The 16,808-nt window shown below is 64.5% G+C and carries 14 protein-coding genes; 7 read left to right on the plus strand and 7 right to left on the minus strand.

Annotated elements, in window-relative coordinates; translation table 11 throughout:
* Positions 1-41: 41 nt before the first annotated feature.
* On the minus strand, positions 42-953 hold the full coding sequence (locus A9D60_RS04735; RefSeq protein ID WP_065266541.1) for a LysR family transcriptional regulator: 912 nt from the start codon (positions 951-953) through the stop codon (positions 42-44).
* Positions 954-1,081: 128 nt separating this feature from the next.
* Here A9D60_RS04735 and speB point away from each other — a divergent pair, with 128 nt between their 5' ends.
* Positions 1,082-2,047 carry an agmatinase gene (gene speB, locus A9D60_RS04740; RefSeq protein ID WP_065266572.1) on the plus strand — a complete coding sequence of 322 codons (966 nt, stop codon included), beginning with the start codon at positions 1,082-1,084 and terminating at the stop codon, positions 2,045-2,047.
* A 48-nt stretch (positions 2,048-2,095) separates the two neighbouring features.
* On the opposite strand, the gene A9D60_RS04745 is transcribed toward speB, so the two are convergent.
* The 5 genes from A9D60_RS04745 to A9D60_RS04765 form a co-directional block, all read right to left on the minus strand.
* A complete protein-coding gene (locus A9D60_RS04745; protein WP_065266542.1) occupies positions 2,096-2,767 on the minus strand; it encodes a TetR/AcrR family transcriptional regulator in 672 nt (223 codons plus the stop codon).
* 1 nt (position 2,768) lies between these two features.
* On the minus strand, positions 2,769-4,337 hold the full coding sequence (locus tag A9D60_RS04750) for a trimethylamine methyltransferase family protein (protein WP_065266543.1): 1,569 nt from the start codon (positions 4,335-4,337) through the stop codon (positions 2,769-2,771).
* Positions 4,338-4,341: 4 nt separating this feature from the next.
* The gene (locus tag A9D60_RS04755; protein ID WP_065266544.1) at positions 4,342-6,747 is read right to left on the minus strand and encodes a GcvT family protein; all 2,406 of its coding nucleotides are present in this window, start codon (positions 6,745-6,747) and stop codon (positions 4,342-4,344) included.
* A gap of 136 nt (positions 6,748-6,883) precedes the next feature.
* Entirely contained in the window at positions 6,884-7,870 is a 987-nt protein-coding gene (locus A9D60_RS04760) for a pyridoxamine 5'-phosphate oxidase family protein (RefSeq protein ID WP_065266545.1), read from the minus strand.
* A 59-nt stretch (positions 7,871-7,929) separates the two neighbouring features.
* Entirely contained in the window at positions 7,930-8,550 is a 621-nt protein-coding gene (locus A9D60_RS04765) for a glutathione S-transferase family protein (protein WP_065266573.1), read from the minus strand.
* Between the two features lie 141 nt (positions 8,551-8,691).
* Between A9D60_RS04765 and A9D60_RS04770 the strand changes: the two genes are divergently transcribed.
* From A9D60_RS04770 to A9D60_RS04795, 6 genes are all read left to right on the plus strand, one after another.
* Positions 8,692-9,588, plus strand: a complete 897-nt coding sequence (locus A9D60_RS04770; protein ID WP_065266546.1) for a LysR family transcriptional regulator — start codon at positions 8,692-8,694, stop codon at positions 9,586-9,588.
* Between the two features lie 305 nt (positions 9,589-9,893).
* Positions 9,894-11,030 (plus strand): ABC transporter substrate-binding protein, encoded by a 1,137-nt coding sequence (locus tag A9D60_RS04775; RefSeq protein WP_065266547.1) that lies wholly within the window; start codon positions 9,894-9,896, stop codon positions 11,028-11,030.
* Positions 11,031-11,098: 68 nt separating this feature from the next.
* Positions 11,099-12,019: a branched-chain amino acid ABC transporter permease gene (locus A9D60_RS04780; RefSeq protein ID WP_065266548.1), complete on the plus strand. Its 921-nt coding sequence runs from the start codon at positions 11,099-11,101 to the stop codon at positions 12,017-12,019.
* Complete coding sequence (locus tag A9D60_RS04785) at positions 12,016-13,005, plus strand: branched-chain amino acid ABC transporter permease (protein ID WP_065266549.1); 990 nt, start codon at positions 12,016-12,018, stop codon at positions 13,003-13,005. The genes A9D60_RS04780 and A9D60_RS04785 overlap by 4 nt, the downstream gene beginning before the upstream one ends.
* On the plus strand, positions 12,998-13,753 hold the full coding sequence (locus A9D60_RS04790; RefSeq protein WP_065266550.1) for an ABC transporter ATP-binding protein: 756 nt from the start codon (positions 12,998-13,000) through the stop codon (positions 13,751-13,753). Before A9D60_RS04785 ends, A9D60_RS04790 begins: the two co-directional genes overlap by 8 nt.
* Positions 13,750-14,439 carry an ABC transporter ATP-binding protein gene (locus A9D60_RS04795; protein WP_065266551.1) on the plus strand — a complete coding sequence of 230 codons (690 nt, stop codon included), beginning with the start codon at positions 13,750-13,752 and terminating at the stop codon, positions 14,437-14,439. The genes A9D60_RS04790 and A9D60_RS04795 overlap by 4 nt, the downstream gene beginning before the upstream one ends.
* A 98-nt stretch (positions 14,440-14,537) precedes the next feature.
* On the opposite strand, the gene A9D60_RS04800 is transcribed toward A9D60_RS04795, so the two are convergent.
* The gene (locus A9D60_RS04800) at positions 14,538-16,781 is read right to left on the minus strand and encodes a methyl-accepting chemotaxis protein (RefSeq protein ID WP_065266552.1); all 2,244 of its coding nucleotides are present in this window, start codon (positions 16,779-16,781) and stop codon (positions 14,538-14,540) included.
* Positions 16,782-16,808: the final 27 nt, after the last annotated feature.

Consider the following 16,808-nt stretch of genomic DNA (forward strand, 5'->3'; position numbering starts at 1 on the left):
TTCAGGGGGCTTTTGTGCAGATTTCGTGCAGGGCTGCCGGGTCAGCCCGGGCTAGGTGCCGCAGGCGGGGGCTGGCGGCTGCTGCGCACATCTTCGGCGAACAGGGAGACCGCCCGCCGGTGCATTTGGCCGCGGCGGGTGGCGAGGTGAAATACTGTGATCCAGCGCAACTCGGGACCGTTCACTTCCCGAAGTTTGCCGCTGCGAACCCATGCGTCCGCAAAATGCGCGGGCAGCGGGCCAAGGTATTGCCCGGTTGCGATCAGCATCGCCAGGGCTTCCATGTTGGCGGCAGAGGCCGCGGGTTCACCGGAGGCAAGTCCCGCAAGCGGCAGCCGGTCATAGGACCGCTGGCAGAGCGGGTACTGCGCGATGTCCTGCGGGGCGGCCTCCTGCTCCTGCAGGGTGAATAACGGATGCCCCGCACCGCAATACAGCCGGTGCTCCTCCTGGCACAGGTCCTCATACGCCAGATCGGCGATCTGGTTGCGGAAAGGGGCAATGGCCGCATGCAGCGCGCCGGTGATCAGCTGCTGCGTCAGCTCAGCCGGGGAGGCCACGGTAATGTCGAGCTGCACGTCGTTCGGCCGCGCCCCGAAGCGCTGCAGCGCCTGTGTCAGGTTGAGGCCGGGCAGGCTGCTGACGGCATCCGCCACGCCGATCCGCAAGTCACCTGTCACGGTGCCGCGCAGCTCCATTAGCCCGGCATCAAAATCACGGGCGCTGCGCAGCATGTCGCGGGCCCTGCGGTAGACGGTCTCGCCGCGTTCCGTCAGGCGGAAGCCGCCGCGCCCGCGGTCGCACAGGCGGTAGCCCAGCGAGGTCTCCAGATCGCGGATGCGGATGCTGATGGCGGATTGGGTGATGCCAAGCGCATATTGCGCCTCGGAGAAACCGCCGCAGTCGGCAACGGTGACAAAGGTTTCCAGCAAAGTGTTGCGCAGCAGTTTCATGGGGGCGCTCTGTCTTAGGGGGTGATCGGGATGCATGAAATCACTTTATGTGAAGATGAACAGCAGAATATTTTTTCATGCGGCTTGCCGTGATCAACTGCTGTGAAGCCTTGCAGTTGGAGACGCAAATGTCCGGACATGGATATGAGACTGGCCGCCTGAACCTGCCGTTCACCGGCATCGCGACCTTTGGCAAGAAACCCTATGTTGCGGATTGGGACAGCATCGATGCGGATGTTGCGGTCCTCGGTGCGCCCTATGATTTCGGCTGCCAGTACCGGTCCGGCGCGCGGTTCGGCCCGCGGGCGGTGCGCGAGGCGTCCACCCTGTTCAGCTTTGGCCATGCCGGCGCCTATGATCACGAGGATGATGCCACCTACCTGGGGGAAGATGTGCGGATCGTCGATCTGGGGGATGCCGACATCGTCCACACCATGACCGGGGAAAGCCACGCCAATATCGAATACGGGGTGCGGAAGATCCTGCAGGCAGGCGCGTTGCCGGTGGTGATCGGCGGCGATCATTCCATCAACATCCCCTGTATACGGGCCTTTGAGGAGGACTGCGCCAGGAACGGCTCGATCCATGTGGTGCAGATCGACGCGCATCTGGATTTCGTTGATGAGCGCCATGGCGTCACCGAGGGCCACGGCAACCCGATGCGCCGCGCGATCGAGAAGGATTATGTCAGCGGCATGACCCAGCTGGGCATCCGCAATGTGTCCTCCACTGCGCGGGAAGGCTATGAGGATGCCCGCGCGCGCGGTTCCGACATCCTGTCGGTGCGGCAGGTGCGCAAGCTGGGCTCTGAAGCGGTGCTGGCGCGCATCCCCGAAGGCGCGCGGTATTATGTGACCATCGACATCGACGCCTTCTGCCCCTCAATCGCGCCGGGCACCGGCACGCCGAGCCATGGCGGTTTCCTTTATTACGACGTGCTGGAAATCCTGCAGGGGCTGGCGCAGCGCGGCGATGTGGCGGGCATCGACCTGGTGGAGGTCGCTCCGGCCTATGACCCCTCCGAGAGCACCCAGATCCTGGCGGCGCAGCTGTTGCTGAATTTCCTCGGCTTCATCTTTCACAGCCGGGGCTGAACCAGCCTCCGCTGCTTCTTTCCGGTTGCAAAGGCCCCGGGGGGCGCCTCAGGGGGCCATCTTGCCTTCGGCAAATATCCGGGCGGCAGCTACGGCCTCCGGGTCCGGTTCAACCCCGGTAAAGCCCAGCAGGTAGCCCTCCAGCCGGGCGGTGCGGGCCTGCATCGGTTCGCGCACTTCCAGCGCGTGATAGCCGCATTGCATGAAATAGAGGATCCGGGCGCGGGCCTCTGCCTCATAGGCGGAAAAGCCGTGGCGTTCGAACATCGCCGTCACCGCGGCGAGGCGCTGCGCATCCGCCGCGTCGATCCGGTTGCGCACCTTGCCGTCGCGGCGCGACCATTCGCGGACCGCGAAGTCGAGGCTGGCGTCGAACAGGTCCGGGTCGACAAAACAGCGGAAGAAATTGCAGACCGCCCAGCTTATGTTGGCGGCGGGCATTTCGCAGTGGTCGAGGATGGGTGCGGTATTGCGCGCTTCCCAGTCGTCCAGCAGCGCCTCCAGCAGGTGTTTGCGGCTTTTGAAGTACCAGTAGAAGCTGGAGCGCGAGACGCCGAGCCGTTCGCCGATTGCCAGCACCTTGACCCCGGCCACCCCTTCGCTGACCAGCAGGTCGCGGGCCACGTTCAGCCAGTCCTCCGGCGTGACCTTCACATGGCCGCTGAGGGGTTCCTTGTCGGGGTTGTCCCGGTGCWGCACCGGGGCGGCGCGTCTGGCCATGTCAGCTCTCCGGCGGGGCGCCGCCTTCTGCGGTGCGCTTGGCGATGAAGGCCTGCAGGGCCTCAGCGCGGGTTTCATCCGTCACCGGCCGGGTATCATGGGCGAGGATATCCTTCCAGACCCGGGTGGCGCGCTGGCTGGCATTCAGGGCACCGCGTTCGGTCCAGGTGCCGAAGTTGGCGTAGTCATGCACCACCGGCTGATAGAACTCCGTGCTGTAGCGGTCCATGGTTTGGGGGGCGGCAAAGAAATGCCCCTGCGGCTCCACCTGTGTCAGGGCGCTGGCGTAGCCTATTTCCTCCGTCCCCGCCTGGGCGCCTGCACAGAGTTCGGCAATCATGTTGAGGACCTCGGCGTCGGTGATGAGTTTCTCGTAAGAAACCGAAAGCCCGCCTTCGAGCCAGCCGGCCGAGTGGATGATCACGGTGGCGCCCGCCATCAGACAGCCCCAGAGCCCCATCTGGTTTTCATTGGCCGCCTGCACGTCGTTGCTGTTTGATGCCGATCCGGCAGCGGACCGCCACGGCAGGCCGAGGTGCCGCGCCAGCTGGCCTGCCGCCAGCGAGGCCTGGAAATGCGCGGGTGTGCCGAATGCAGGCGCGCCGGATTTCATGTCCACGTTGGAGGTGAAGGTGCCGTAGCAGACCGGCGCGCCGGGTTTGGCCAGCTGGGTGAGAGTGAGCGCGGCCAGCACCTCCGCATGGCTGAGGGTGATGGCGCCTGCGACGGTGATCGGCGCCATTGCCCCCATCAGCGTGAAGGGCGTGATGATCGAGACCTGCCCGTGGCGGGCAAAGTCGATCAGCCCCTGCGCCATCGGAATGTCCAGCGTGCGCGGGCTGTTGGTGTTGATGATGGTGTAGCAGCGCGGCTCGGCCTGGAACTCGGCATCCGACAGCCCGCGGAAGTCGCGGATCATCTCGAAACAGTCCATCACCTGCGGCGTCCCGCGCGAGAAGATGAAGGGGAACTTGTCGGTCCGGGTCATCTGCGCCTCGGTGGTGAAGTAATGGCGCAGATGGATGGGGACGTCCTGCGGCTCCACCTGGGGAGAAATCATGTGGAAGACGTCGAAGTGATGGGTGAGCTGCAGGTATTCCAGGTAGTCCCGGGCTGAGCCGGGGCGGCGGCCGCGTTCCAGATCGGTGGCATTGGGCGCGCCGGCACCGGCCTGGAACACCAGGCTGCCCAACTCCAGGGTGATGTCGCGCTCCCTTGCTCCGGCCCGGCAGGTGATGGAGCGGGGCGCGGTGGCAAGCGCCGCCTCCACCATGTCGCGGCCGATATAGACCATTTCGCGGTCTTCATCGACGCGGGCGCCGCCCTTGGCATAGATCCGGCGCGCCTCGGGCAGCAGCACCTTCATGCCCAGCTCTTCCAGCATTCTCAGCGCGGTTTCATGCATGTCCGCGATCTGATGCGCCGGAAAGACCTCCATCAGCGGGAAGGGGTTTTTGAGCTGGCGGTAGTTCACGTTGCGCTGCGGAGCAGGGGCGGCTTCCGCTTTGCGACCCCGCCCCCGCCCCCTGTTCCGGCGTCCACGGGCATTGCCCTCGATTTCATTTGTCATTGCGTCAGCCTCGCATCGCTTTCCCGGAGGGATCATAGGGGGAGGGCGCAATCACGCGGGCGGCGCGTGCCTGGCCGACGATATGGACGGTGAGTTCCGTGCCTTCCGCAGCTGCCGCGCGGTCCACCATTGCCATGGCGAGTGATTTGCCCAGGGTATGGCCGTAGCCGCCGGAGGTGACGAAGCCCACACGCTTGCCGTTCTGCCAGACCGGTTCATAGCCGCTGGCATCAGCGTCCATGGCCTCGACTTCCAGCGACACAATGACCTGCGCCGGGCCGCCTGCGTCGCGCTCGTTCAGCGCGGCCTCGCGGCCGATGAAGTCCTTGTCCCAGTCGATCCAGCGGTCCATGCCGGTTTGGGCGGCAGTGTAGCCTTGGGTGAATTCGGCGCTCCAGATGCCAAAGCTTTTCTCCAGCCGCAGGCTGAGGAGCGCGTTGAAACCGACTTCGCGGATGCCAAGGTCAGCCCCCGCTTCCAGCAGGGTTTCGCGCAGGGTAATGTGTTCGGCGGCGGAACAGTGGAGCTCATAGCCCAGCTCGCCCGCGACCGAGAGGCGGCCGACCTTGAGGCGCAGCATGCCGATGTCCAGCGTGGTGCAGCCCATGAAGGGCAGGTCTGCGATGGGGGTATCCGTCAGCTTTTCCAACACTTTGCGGCTGTTCGGGCCGGAGAGGCTGAAGCCGGTGATGGCATCCGTCACATCGCGCACTTCGACGCCTTCGCCCATGTGGTCCTGGAACCAGCGCATGTGCCATTCGCGCAGGTAGTAGCTGCCCATGATCCACCAGGTGCCGTCACCCCAGTTGAACACGGTGAGGTCGCCCTTGAGACGTCCTTCGGACGACAGCATCGGCGCCAGTTTGGCGCGGCCGGGTTTTGGCAGTTTCGACGCCATGATGCGGTTGAGCCATGCTTCGGCGCCTGCGCCAGTGACCTCAAAGCGGGAGAACGCGGAGATGTCCAAGAGGCCCACTGCGTTGCGCACGGCCTGGCATTCGTCAGCGACTATTTCGAATGCGTTGGAGCGTTTCAGGGTCGGGGTTTCGGTGAAGTCTTCCGACGGAGCGAAATAGAGCGGCACTTCCAGCCCGTAGCTGGCGCCCCAGCGGCAGCCCGCGGCAGTCATGCCGTCATAGGCGGGCGCTTTCTTCAGCGGGCGGCCTGCGGGCAGCTGCTCGTTCGGGTAGGTCATCACGAAACGGCGGGTATAGAACTGGCCAGTGGTTTCCTTGATGAAGCGTTTGTTCTGGGCGTAATCGCCGAAGCGCGCCACATCCATGCCGAAGACATCCGCCTCCGGCTCGCCGTGGATCATCCATTCGGCCAACGACTTGCCGACGCCGCCGCCCTGCAGGAAGCCGGCCATCACGCCGCAGGCGCACCAGTAGCCGGGCTTGCCGCGCACCGGGCCGACCAGCGGATTGCCGTCGGGGGCAAAGGTGAAGGCGCCGTTGACCCAGGTCTTGACGCCGGTGGTTTGCAGGGCCGGATAGCGTTCGAAGCCCAGGGTCAGTTCCCGTTCGATCCGGTCAGGGTCTTCCTGCTGCAGCTCGAACCCGTATTCCCAGGGCGCGCCATCCATCATCCAATGCTCGTGGTCGATCTCGTAGATGCCCAGCAGGATGCCCTTCTGGTCCTGGCGCATATAGGTGAAGCCCTCCAGATCGACGGTCATCGGCACCTCGAAATCGAGCTGTTCCAGCTCGGGGATGGTGTCGGAGATCAGGTAGTGGTGGTTGAGCGGCGAGACCGGCAGTTCCACGCCCGCCATGCGGCCGACATGTTTGGCCCAGAGGCCCGCGGCATTGACCACATGCTCGGCGTGGATGGTGCCTTTTTCGGTCACCACCTGCCAGCCATCATCCACCTGATGCAGCTCCAGCACCCGGTTGTGCTCGATCACCTCGGCGCCGCGCTTCTTGGCGGCCCCGGTATAGGCGTGCACGGTGCCGGTGGTGTCGACATAGCCCTCGCGGTCGGCCCACATACCGCCGAGGATGCCCTCGGTGGACATGATCGGGCACAGCTCGCCCGCTTCCTGCGGGGTGATCAGGCGGCAGTCGTCGATGCCGATCGACTGAAATGTGCGGTAGGCCGACTGCAGCCATTCCCAGCGGTCGGGCGTGCCCGCCAGCGTCATGCCGCCGGTCATGTGCATGCCGACGGACTGGCCGGATTCCTTTTCGATCTCGCTCAGCAGGTCAATGGTATAGGCTTGCAGCGAAGCGATGTTCGGGTCGGCGTTCAGCGCGTGAAAGCCGCCCGCCGCGTGCCAGCTTGATCCCGCCGTCAGCACCGAGCGTTCAATCAGGCAGACGTCGGTCCAGCCGAATTTCGCCAGGTGATAAAGGACGGAGGCGCCGACAACGCCGCCCCCGATGACAACGGCACGATAGTGCGACTTCATGGACTTGCTCCCTGTCTGACACCGCCGGGTCAGCGGGGAGCGCCCCCGAATCCGCCCTYTGGACATTTCTGTCCAATACATCGGCCATCCTGGACAGCTTTGTCCAGAGAAAATTTCAGGGTCCTACGCGAGGATGCTATTTGCCGGGTGAACTGCTACTGGCTTGGGTTTCCGCCCAGGTGCCGGTACGCAGGGTTTGAGCGGCAAACCTTCCGGGGCCGGTCCGCCAGGGCAGGGCGGCTTCCAGCCATAGCCCCTTGTGCAGGGTAAAGCGCCAGCCGCGCTGTGCGCGTTCAAAGGCGGTCACGTCCGGATGGTCTTCTTCCAGCAGCTCCACCGTGCCGGTCAGCAGCAGAAGGCTGCCGCTTTCGAAGTCCGGGAAGGCCAGGCCCGCGCGCGGGTTCAGCAGGAAATTTCCCAGCGTGTTGAAGTGGTTGTTGCCGCGGAAATCCGGGATGGTGAGGGTGTTGCCCGACACCCGGACAAAACCGGGCCGCCCGCCGCGGTGGGAGACATCGACACCCTCGCGCTCCGGGTTCGCGGCTGCGGGGATGTGGCTGGCGACAAAGAATGTTTCGGCCTGGGCGATCAGCGCGCTGTGCTCCGGCGGCAGGTCTGTAAAGGCCTGCGGGGGTGCGGCGGGCTTGTTATCGGCGGGGGTCAGGTCCCGCTCTTGAATATACTGCGGGCAATTGCCAAAGGACTGGTCCACCCGCAGGGTGAAACCTTCCGGGCCTGCTGAAATGATCCGCCCGTTCAGCCGGTTGCGGCGGCGGCTGTGGAGCTCAATCCCCAACATCCCCAGCGGTGCGCCCTCGCGGATTGCCGCCTGGACCGGGTCCTCCGCAGTTCCATTCAGCGTTACTTGCAGGTGCTCCGGGTCGGGCGAGACGGCAAATCCGGGGGCACCGCTGAGCAGGCTGGCCCAGGGCCAGCCATCCGCGTCCACGGCACCGGCGGCCAGGAACGGCAGCTGGGCAAAGAACTCCCGGTGCTCCTCAGGCATGAAGGGGCGGATCATCCGGCGGCCCAGGGTCTCTGCCATGTCGCGCTTGCCCGCGCGGCGCTGCATTTCCTTTTCACCTGCGTGGAAGGGCGAGGGGCTGTCTGCGTCATGGGGCATGGGAACCTCCTTTAGCTGGAGCAATGCGGCGGCGGCCCGGTGGACCGCCGCCCGCGGGATCAGGCTGCGAGGCCGGCCTTGGTTGCGGGCATCGGCTTGAAGCCTTTCAAAGCTTCGATATTTGCCAGCAGGGCGCGGACATTGGGGTAGGGCTCCAGCGATATGCCGCCCTCCGGCGCGTGCGCGATGTAGGAATAGACCGCCACGTCGGCGATGGTGGGGGTGTCGCCGACCAGGAAGCGGCGGCCCTCCATATGGGCGTCGATCTTACCCAGCACGCGGGCCGCGATGGTGGCGCAGAAGTCTGCGTCCAGCGGCGCGTTGAAGACGTTGATCAGCCGAGCCGCCGCCGGGCCGAAGGCGATCTCGCCTGCCGCAAGGGTCAGGAACTTCTGCACCTCAGCCTCTTGCACCGGGTCGGAGGGCAGCCAGGACGGCGCGTATTTGCGGGCCAGGTAGACCAGGATCGCGTTGGAATCGGTGATAACGGTCTCACCGTCCTCGATCACCGGCACCTGGCCTGCCGGGTTCAGCGCCAGGAAAGGCGGTTTCTTGTGCTCGCCACCGGCGAGGTCGACGTTCACCACCTCATGGGCGATGCCGGTGAGGCTGGCGAACAGCTCTACCCGGTGGGCGTGGCCGGAGAGGGGGAAGCTGTGGATGCGGATCGGATGTGCCATGTCTGGGGTCCTTTGCTGCGGCAGGGGCCGCTGGTTTCTGAAGACACCGGGAAGATACGCTGCGCTGTAGATGGCGATAATATTCCATTTCATGGAAAGATTATGTACATGCTGTTCATAACAAACGCCGGAGGCCCTGGGATGGACAAGCTGGACTGCATGCGCGCCTTTGCCGCCGTGGCGGCGCAAAGCTCCTTTACCTCCGGCGCGCGGCAGGTTGGGATCAGCACCAAGCTGGCCAGCAAATATGTCGCCCGGCTGGAGGAGCAGCTGGGCGCGCAGCTTTTGAACCGCACCACCCGCAAGGTGACGCTGACCGATACCGGCCGCGCCTATCTGGAGCGCTGCCTGCCTCTGCTTGCGCAGTTCGACGAGCTGGAGGACGTGGTGCAGCTGCGCCAGCAGGAGCTGGCAGGACCGATCCGCATCACTGCGCCCACCGGTTTCGGCAGCCGCGAACTGGTGGAGGCGCTGCAGCCGTTCCAACAGACGCACCCCAAGGTCTCGGTGGAGCTGGTGCTGTCGGACCGGCATCTGCCGATGCTGGAGGAGGGGGTCGATCTGGCCGTGCGTTTCGGTGCCCTGAAGGATTCGACGCTTGTGGCACGCAAGCTTTGCGACATGCGGCTGGTGTTGGTGGCGTCGCCGGACTATCTGGCCGAGCACGGCGAACCGGCGGAGCCGGAGGCGCTGGCCACTCACAACTGTCTGCTGCAGATGACCTCGCCGCAACCGGACGCCTGGGTCTTTGGCAAGGGCGCGGCGCAACGGACCGTCACCGCCGGCGGCAGCTTCCGGGCCAATTCGCCCAGGGCGGTGGCGCATATGGCCGCAAGCGGTCTTGGCATTGCCCGCTGCCCGCACTACACCGCGCTGCCGTTCCTGCGCGACGGCAGGCTGCAAGTGCTTTTCGAACAACAGGAAACCGACCCGGCAACGCTTTACGCCGTTTACCCCTCCAGCCGCCACCTGACGGTGCGGATCCGGGCGCTGATTGACCATCTGGCAGTCTGTTTCGGGCCGGGCTTTCCAGCCTGAAAACCTGCTGCTTCTTTCTGGTGGCCAATACCCCGGGGAGCGCGAGAGGCCGGCCCCTCGTATCGGTAACAAGCCCATTATCATGCAGCTGCAGCAATTCAGGCAACAATATTGCCCTATATATTTTATGCTTGAAATATATATTCAAGCCTGCGTAGGCTGACCCCGAGGGCTGGCGCAAGATCAGCCGGGGCGATGCGGGCTGCGGCGGCTCTTGGCTTCTGCCGGGGCGGCGTTAAAGTCGCAAGCATTTGATCAAGAACCCAGGCCCAAGGGCCGGGGCATATTCTGGGAGGAAAGACGTAATGAAGACCATTCGGATGCTTGCAATGGCGGCTGCGATTCCGGCGCTGGCTGTTGCAGCCCAGGCGGATACCAAGATCGGCATGATCACCACATTGTCCGGCGGCGGCGCAGGGCTGGGTGTGGATGTGCGCGACGGCTTCATGCTGGCGATCGAACAGGACGGCCGCGAGGGTGTCGAGGTGGTGATCGAGGACGATCAGCGCAAGCCTGACGTGGCGGTACAGATCGCCGACCGGATGATCCAATCCGAGAAGGTGGACATCCTGACCGGCATCATCTGGTCGAACCTGGCAATGGCGGTGGTGCCTGCGGCAACCGCGCAGAACGTGTTTTACCTGTCGCCCAACGCCGGCCCTTCGGCGCTGGCCGGCAAGCGCTGCCATCCGAATTACTTCAACGTCGCCTGGCAGAATGACAACCTGCACGAGGCCGCGGGCGCTTATGCCAACGAGGCGGGGCTGAAGAACAGCTTCATCCTGGCGCCGAATTACCCGGCGGGCCAGGACGCACTGACCGGCTACAAGCGGATGTACCAAGGCGAGCTGGCCGGTGAGATCTACACCAAGCTGGGCCAGACTGACTATGCCGCCGAAATCGCGCAGATCCGGGCGTCGGGCGCAGACTCGGTTTATTTCTTCCTGCCTGGCGGCATGGGAATCTCCTTCCTCAAGCAATATGCGGGCAGCGGTGTGGACCTGCCGGTGGTCGGCCCGGCGTTCTCCTTTGACCAGGGCATTCTGCAGGCGGTGGGTGACGCCGCGCTGGGGGTGAAGAACACCTCGCAGTGGAACAAGGACCTCGACAACGAGGCCAACGCTGAATTTGTCGTGTCCTTCCAGGAGAAGTACGGCCGCCTGCCGTCGCTCTATGCCAGTCAGGGGTTCGATACAGCCAACCTGATCCTGAGCGCGCTGGACAAGGCGGAGGTGTCAGACCAGGACGCTTTCCGCGCGGCGCTGAAGGCGGCGGAGTTCGCATCGGTCCGCGGTGACTTCAAGTTCGGCGACAACCACCACCCGATCCAGGACATCTATGTCCGTGAAGTGATCAAGGAAGGCGACGTCTATACCAACAAGATCATCGCCACCGGCCTGAGCGATCACGCCGACGCCTATGCGGGCGAGTGCAAGATGTAAGACCTGATCCGGACGGGGGCGCCTGAGGTGCCCCCGCACACGGCAAGACTTCCCCTTCGGAAAATCAAATGACGTATATTCTAGTTCTGGAGCAGATCCTGAATGGGCTCCAGCTCGGGATGATGCTGTTCCTGATGGCAGCCGGGCTGACGCTGGTGTTCGGGGTGATGGGGCTGATCAACCTGGCCCATGGCTCGCTCTATATGGTTGGCGCCTTTGCCGCCGCGGCGGTGGCGGGCTGGACCGGTTCGTTCCTGCTGGCGCTGATCGCAAGCCTGGCCGCCGCCGCCGCCGCGGGCGCGCTGATGGAGCTGGTGGTGATCCGGCGCCTGTACCGGCGCGACCATCTGGACCAGGTGCTGGCAACCTTTGCGCTGATCCTGATTTTCTCTGAGGGCACACGCTGGCTGTTCGGCTCCTTCCCGCTGTTCCTGGACGTGCCGTCCTACCTGTCGGGGCCGGTCAGCCTGCCGGGGGGCATTCAGTATCCGCTGTACCGGCTGACGATCATCCTGATTGGTTTGGCCATCGCCGCCGGGCTGTTCCTGCTGATTGCGCGCACGCGCATCGGCATCCAGATCCGGGCAGGCGAGGCCGACCGCGAGATGATTGCCGCGCTCGGCGTTGATATTTCAAAGCTCTACACGCTGGTCTTCGCCCTTGGCGCGGCGCTGGCCGGGCTGGCGGGCGCGCTGGTGGGGGCGATCCAGTCGGTGCAGGTCGGTATGGGCGAACCGGTGCTGATCCTGGCCTTTGTGGTGATCGTCATTGGCGGCATCGGCTCCATCAAGGGCGCCTTGGCCGGGGCGCTGTTGGTGGGGATGACCGACACCTTGGGCGGTGTGTTCCTGCCGCAACTGTTTACCCTGTTCATGGACCCGGCCAGTGCGGCCTCTGCCGGGGCGTCGCTGGCCTCGATGCTGATCTACATTCTGATGGCGGCGATCCTGCTGGTGCGCCCCTCTGGCCTTTATGGGGGGAGCGCATGATGCTGACGCGTGAGAGCCTGCTCAACTGGGCGATGATTGCGGCGCTGCTAATCGTGCCGCTGGCTGCCTGGACACTGGATGAGCCGTTCATCATCACGCTAGCGACCAAGGCGGCGATCCTGGCGCTGGCCGGGGTGGGGCTGAACATTGCCCTCGGCCTTGGCGGGCTGATCAGCTTGGGCCATGCGGCGTTTTTCGGGATCGGCGGCTATGCCATGGGCATTCTGGCCGCCCATGCCCAGAACTATGAGCCGCTGTTTGAGTGGCCGTTCCTGTTCGAGGGCAGCAACCAGATGCCGCTGATCTGGCTGGTTGCTGTGGTTTTCAGCGCGCTTGCCGCGCTGGTGATCGGCGCGCTGTCCCTGCGCACTTCCGGGGTCTACTTTATCATGATCACGCTCGCCTTCGGTCAGATGCTCTATTACTTCGCGATCAGTTGGAGCGCCTATGGCGGCGAGGACGGGCTGTCGATCTGGGTCAGGAATGAGTTTCCAGGCCTCAACACGCTGGATCCGATTCAGTTCTTTGCCATTGCCTATGTCATCCTCTGCCTGGCGCTGGTGTTTGCGGCACGGCTGGCGCGCTCGCCCTTTGGTCTGGCGCTGGCGGCGGCGCGGCAGAATGAGGACCGGGTGCAGGCGGTGGGCCTGACGCCGTTTACACTGCGGCTGACGGCCTTTGTCATTTCCGGCGCCATCACCGGTCTGGCTGGGGCGCTGTTTGCCGATCTGAATCGCTTCGTCAGCCCCACCATGCTCAGCTGGCACACCAGCGGCGAGATCATGATCTTTGTGATCCTTGGCGGCGTCGGGCGGCTCTATGGTCCGGTTGCAGGGGCTGCGCTTTATATCCTGCTGGAGCATCTGCTGGGCGGGATCAGCGATTACTGGCAGATTTTCCTGGGCGTGCTGCTGCTGCTGATCGTGCTGTTTGCCCGCGGCGGGCTGATCGGGGCGATTGCTGGACGGGAGAAGGCGCATGGCTGATGTCGTTCTGAAAACCACGGGCCTGAACAAGAGCTTTGGCGCGCTGCAGGCCAGCCGCGATGTCTCGCTGGATCTGCGGCCCGGTGAAATCCACGCGCTGATCGGGCCGAACGGGGCGGGCAAATCCACCCTGATCAAGCAGATTGCAGGCAACCTGACACCCGACAGCGGCACGGTAGAGCTGCTGGGGAAGGATGTGACTGCGTTGGATACAGTGGCGCGGGCGCGGATGGGGCTGGGGCGGACGTTCCAGATCTCCGCACTGGCGATGGAATACACGGTGCTGCAGAACGCGGTGCTGGGCGCGCTTGGCGGGCGGGGCCGTGTGTTCCGTTTCTTCCGCAATGTGATGAAGGATCCGGAACTGCTGGAGCGGGCGCGCGACGCGCTGGAGCGGGTCGGGTTGATGGATGACGCCAACCGCCGCACCGCTGACCTGTCGCACGGCCAGCGCCGCCAGCTGGAGGTGGCGGTGGCGCTGACGCTGAAACCGAGGCTGTTCCTGATGGATGAGCCGATGGCGGGGCTTGGCACCGCCGGATCGAAGGCGCTGACCGGGTTCCTCGATGGCTTGCGGCAGGAGGCCCCGATCCTGCTGGTGGAGCACGACATGGATGCGGTCTTTGCCCTGGCGGACCGGATCAGCGTGCTGGTCTACGGCCAGATCATCGCCACCGGTACTGCGGATGAGATCCGCGCCAACGCAGAGGTGCGCCGTGCCTATCTGGGAGAGGACGCCGCCGCATGAGCTTGCTGTCATTGCAAGGGGTTGAAGCGTCATATGGCCCGGCACAGGCGCTGTTCGGGGTCGATCTGGAGATCGGCGAGGGCGAGGTTGTGGCGCTGATGGGGCGCAACGGCATGGGTAAATCCACCACCATCAAGACAATCTGCGGGATGCTGGCGGCTTCCGAGGGCGCGGTGACGTTTGACGGTCACGACCTGCGCCAGCTGCCGTCGCACAAGATCGCGCGGCTGGGGGTTGGGCTGGTGCCCGAGGGCCGGCGCTGTTTCGCGCCGTTGACAGTGGAGGAGAACCTGATCGCCGCCGCCCGCCCGGGCCCGTGGGATATGGCCAAGGTGGCAGAGCTGTTTCCGCGGCTGGAGGAGCGCCGGACCCAGGCCGCCGGATCGCTGTCGGGCGGCGAGCAGCAGATGCTGACCATCGGGCGTGCGTTGATGACCAATCCGCGGCTTCTGATCCTCGACGAGGCGACCGAAGGGCTGGCGCCGGTGGTGCGGCAGGAAATCTGGGCCGCGATCGCCCGGCTGAAACGCGAGGCGGGGCTGTCGATCCTGGTCGTGGACAAATCGCTCAAGGAACTTTCCGCCGTGGCAGACAGAGCGGTGATCCTCAACAAGGGCAGCAACGCTTGGGAGGGCCGGATAGCCGAGCTGCCTGCGGATATTGCGGACCGGTTCCTGGGGGTCTAGGCAAGCGGCCTGTAATGAGACTTATGTTAAGCTTAAGTAGCTGAAAGCACGTTTCTTGCCGGCAGGCTGAAGTCTGACTCCAGCCTGCCGGTTCGGGTTCAAGCGCTCAGCCGGTGCGGATCTGCCGCAAAATCCGGTTCTGCACCTTCACCACCCAAATCAAAGCGGCCGACGATGTCTGTCAGACTTTGCGATTCATGCTGCAGCAGCTGGCTGGCGGCGGCAGCCTCTTCGGACATGGCGGCGTTCTGCTGGGTCATGTTGTCCAGCTGATGCATGGCGCCGTCGATCTTTTCCAGCCCGCGCGATTGCGCCCGGACACCATCGGCGATCTCGGTGACCAGCCCCGAAACCGCCGAGACCTGTTCGATAATCCGGGTCAGCGCATCACCGGCGCGGCCCACCATGGCAACACCATTGGCGACATGCTCTTCGCTGGCGGAAGTCAGACCCTTGATCTGCCCGGCCGCATTGGAAGCGCGCTGTGCCAGTGCCCGCACCTCGGAGGCGACCACGGCAAAGCCAGCGCCTGCAGGACCTGCGCGGGCGGCCTCGACGCCTGCGTTCAGCGCCAGCAGGTTGGTCTGGAAGGCAATGTCGTCGATCATGTTGATGATCTTGGAAATCTCTGCGGAGGCCTCCTGGATCTGATCCATTGCCGCCACCGCTGATGTCACCACATCGGTGCTTTGTTCTGCCTCGCTGCGGGCGCCGCGCATGGTGTCGTCCATGCGGCCCGCGCGCTCTGCCGTGTCGCGGATGCCGCCGGTCAGCTCACGGATGGAGCCTGCAGTTTCTTCCAAGGTTGCGGCCTGGCTTTCGGTGCGGTGCGCCATCTCGGTTGCTGCGCCGCGCTGTTCCTCGGAGAAACGGCCAACGTTTCCGGCGGCGCCGACCACCTCGGCCATGGAGCCGCGCAGGCGTTCGAGGCTGCGGTTGAAGTTTTCGCGCAGGGTTTCGTAGTGACCGTCAAACGGTGCCCGGATGTCGCAGGCCAGGTTGCCGCGCTGGAGCTCCGACAGGGCTGCGCTCATGCTCTCTACCACGGCGGCGGTATGACGGGCGGCCTCCACTTCTCGGGCGGCGGCCTCATCCGCGTCCTTCAGCTTGCCGCGGAAGGTGTCGAGGCTGCGGGCCAGATCGCCAAGCTCATCACCGCGGGCGAGGCCCTGGATTTCAGAATTGTAGTCGGCATCGGCCAGCGCATTTGTGGCTTCGCGCAGAGCGTGGATCGGACGGGTGACGCTGCGCGCCGCCAGCCAGGACACGCCGATCGCCGCCAGCAGCGCCGCACCGATCATGCCGGCAGCGATCAGGCGGATGCGCTCGACCACGGCAAAGGCGGTATGCTCATCGGTTTCCAGCACCAGCGACCAGTCGAATCCGGGCAGGCCCAGCGGCACCACCTGGGCAATGGCGCGTTCGCCAAGCGAGGAAGGAACTCCTTCAAATTGGCCTGCCTCATGCGATTTGGCGGCCTTGATCTGCGGTGTTTCCGGCAGTTTCTGCAGTGCCGGGAACAGACCCCCAACCGAGGACGGGCTGCGCGCCACGCCGTCGCTGCTGACCACATAGATGTTCTGATGGGTGCCGCCGGACAGGTTGCTGGTCAGGGCCCTGACGACGCCATCGGTGCCGAGCTGGATGGCAATGACCCCGGCGATTTTGCCGTTCTTGGCAAACACTGGCGCGGCCATGAAGGCTGCGGCTTCCGGACTGTGGCTGTAAGCGGCGAAATCCGCCACTGCGATTGTGCCTGCCTCTGCTTCCAGCGCAGCCTGGAACACCTGCGACAGACCGCTGTCAGGCGTTTCCTGAACACTGGTCATGAAATCGTCCTGCTTTTTCACCGAATAGACCACCTGCCCGGCGGGGGTGATCAGATACAGGTCCTGATAGCCGTTCAGGCGCAGGCTTTGCAGGAAGGTGGGGTGGTAGGTGACATGCGACTGGTTGTAGTAGGAACCGTCGCCTGCATCCGTCAATTCCTCCCGCTGGTCCGCGGCGTTGGGGTTTCCGGCTGCATAAGTCTGCTTGAGATACGCAACCGGGTCGTCTTCCTCGACCATGCCGATCACCCGTTCGAAGTTGCTTATCGCGCGGAACACCGCAGGCTGGCCCGCCAGGCTGGAGACATCGGAGCGCGCCGCTTTGATCAGGAACCCCAGTGCCTGGGCACCGGATTTGGCTTCGATCTTCTGGGCCGCAAATGCGTTTTCGCGGATGCTGCGCTCTGCCATGGAATAGACCAGCACTGACACAGTGACGAGGAACACACCTGTCAGGGCCACCATGATCAGCGGCAGTTTCAGCTTCAGAGGCAGTTTCGTTAGTCGGGGCATTGGCCAGGGTCTCCTGCAGTCTGCGGC

This window comes from Leisingera sp. JC1, assembly GCF_001679925.1.
GTDB lineage: Bacteria > Pseudomonadota > Alphaproteobacteria > Rhodobacterales > Rhodobacteraceae > Leisingera.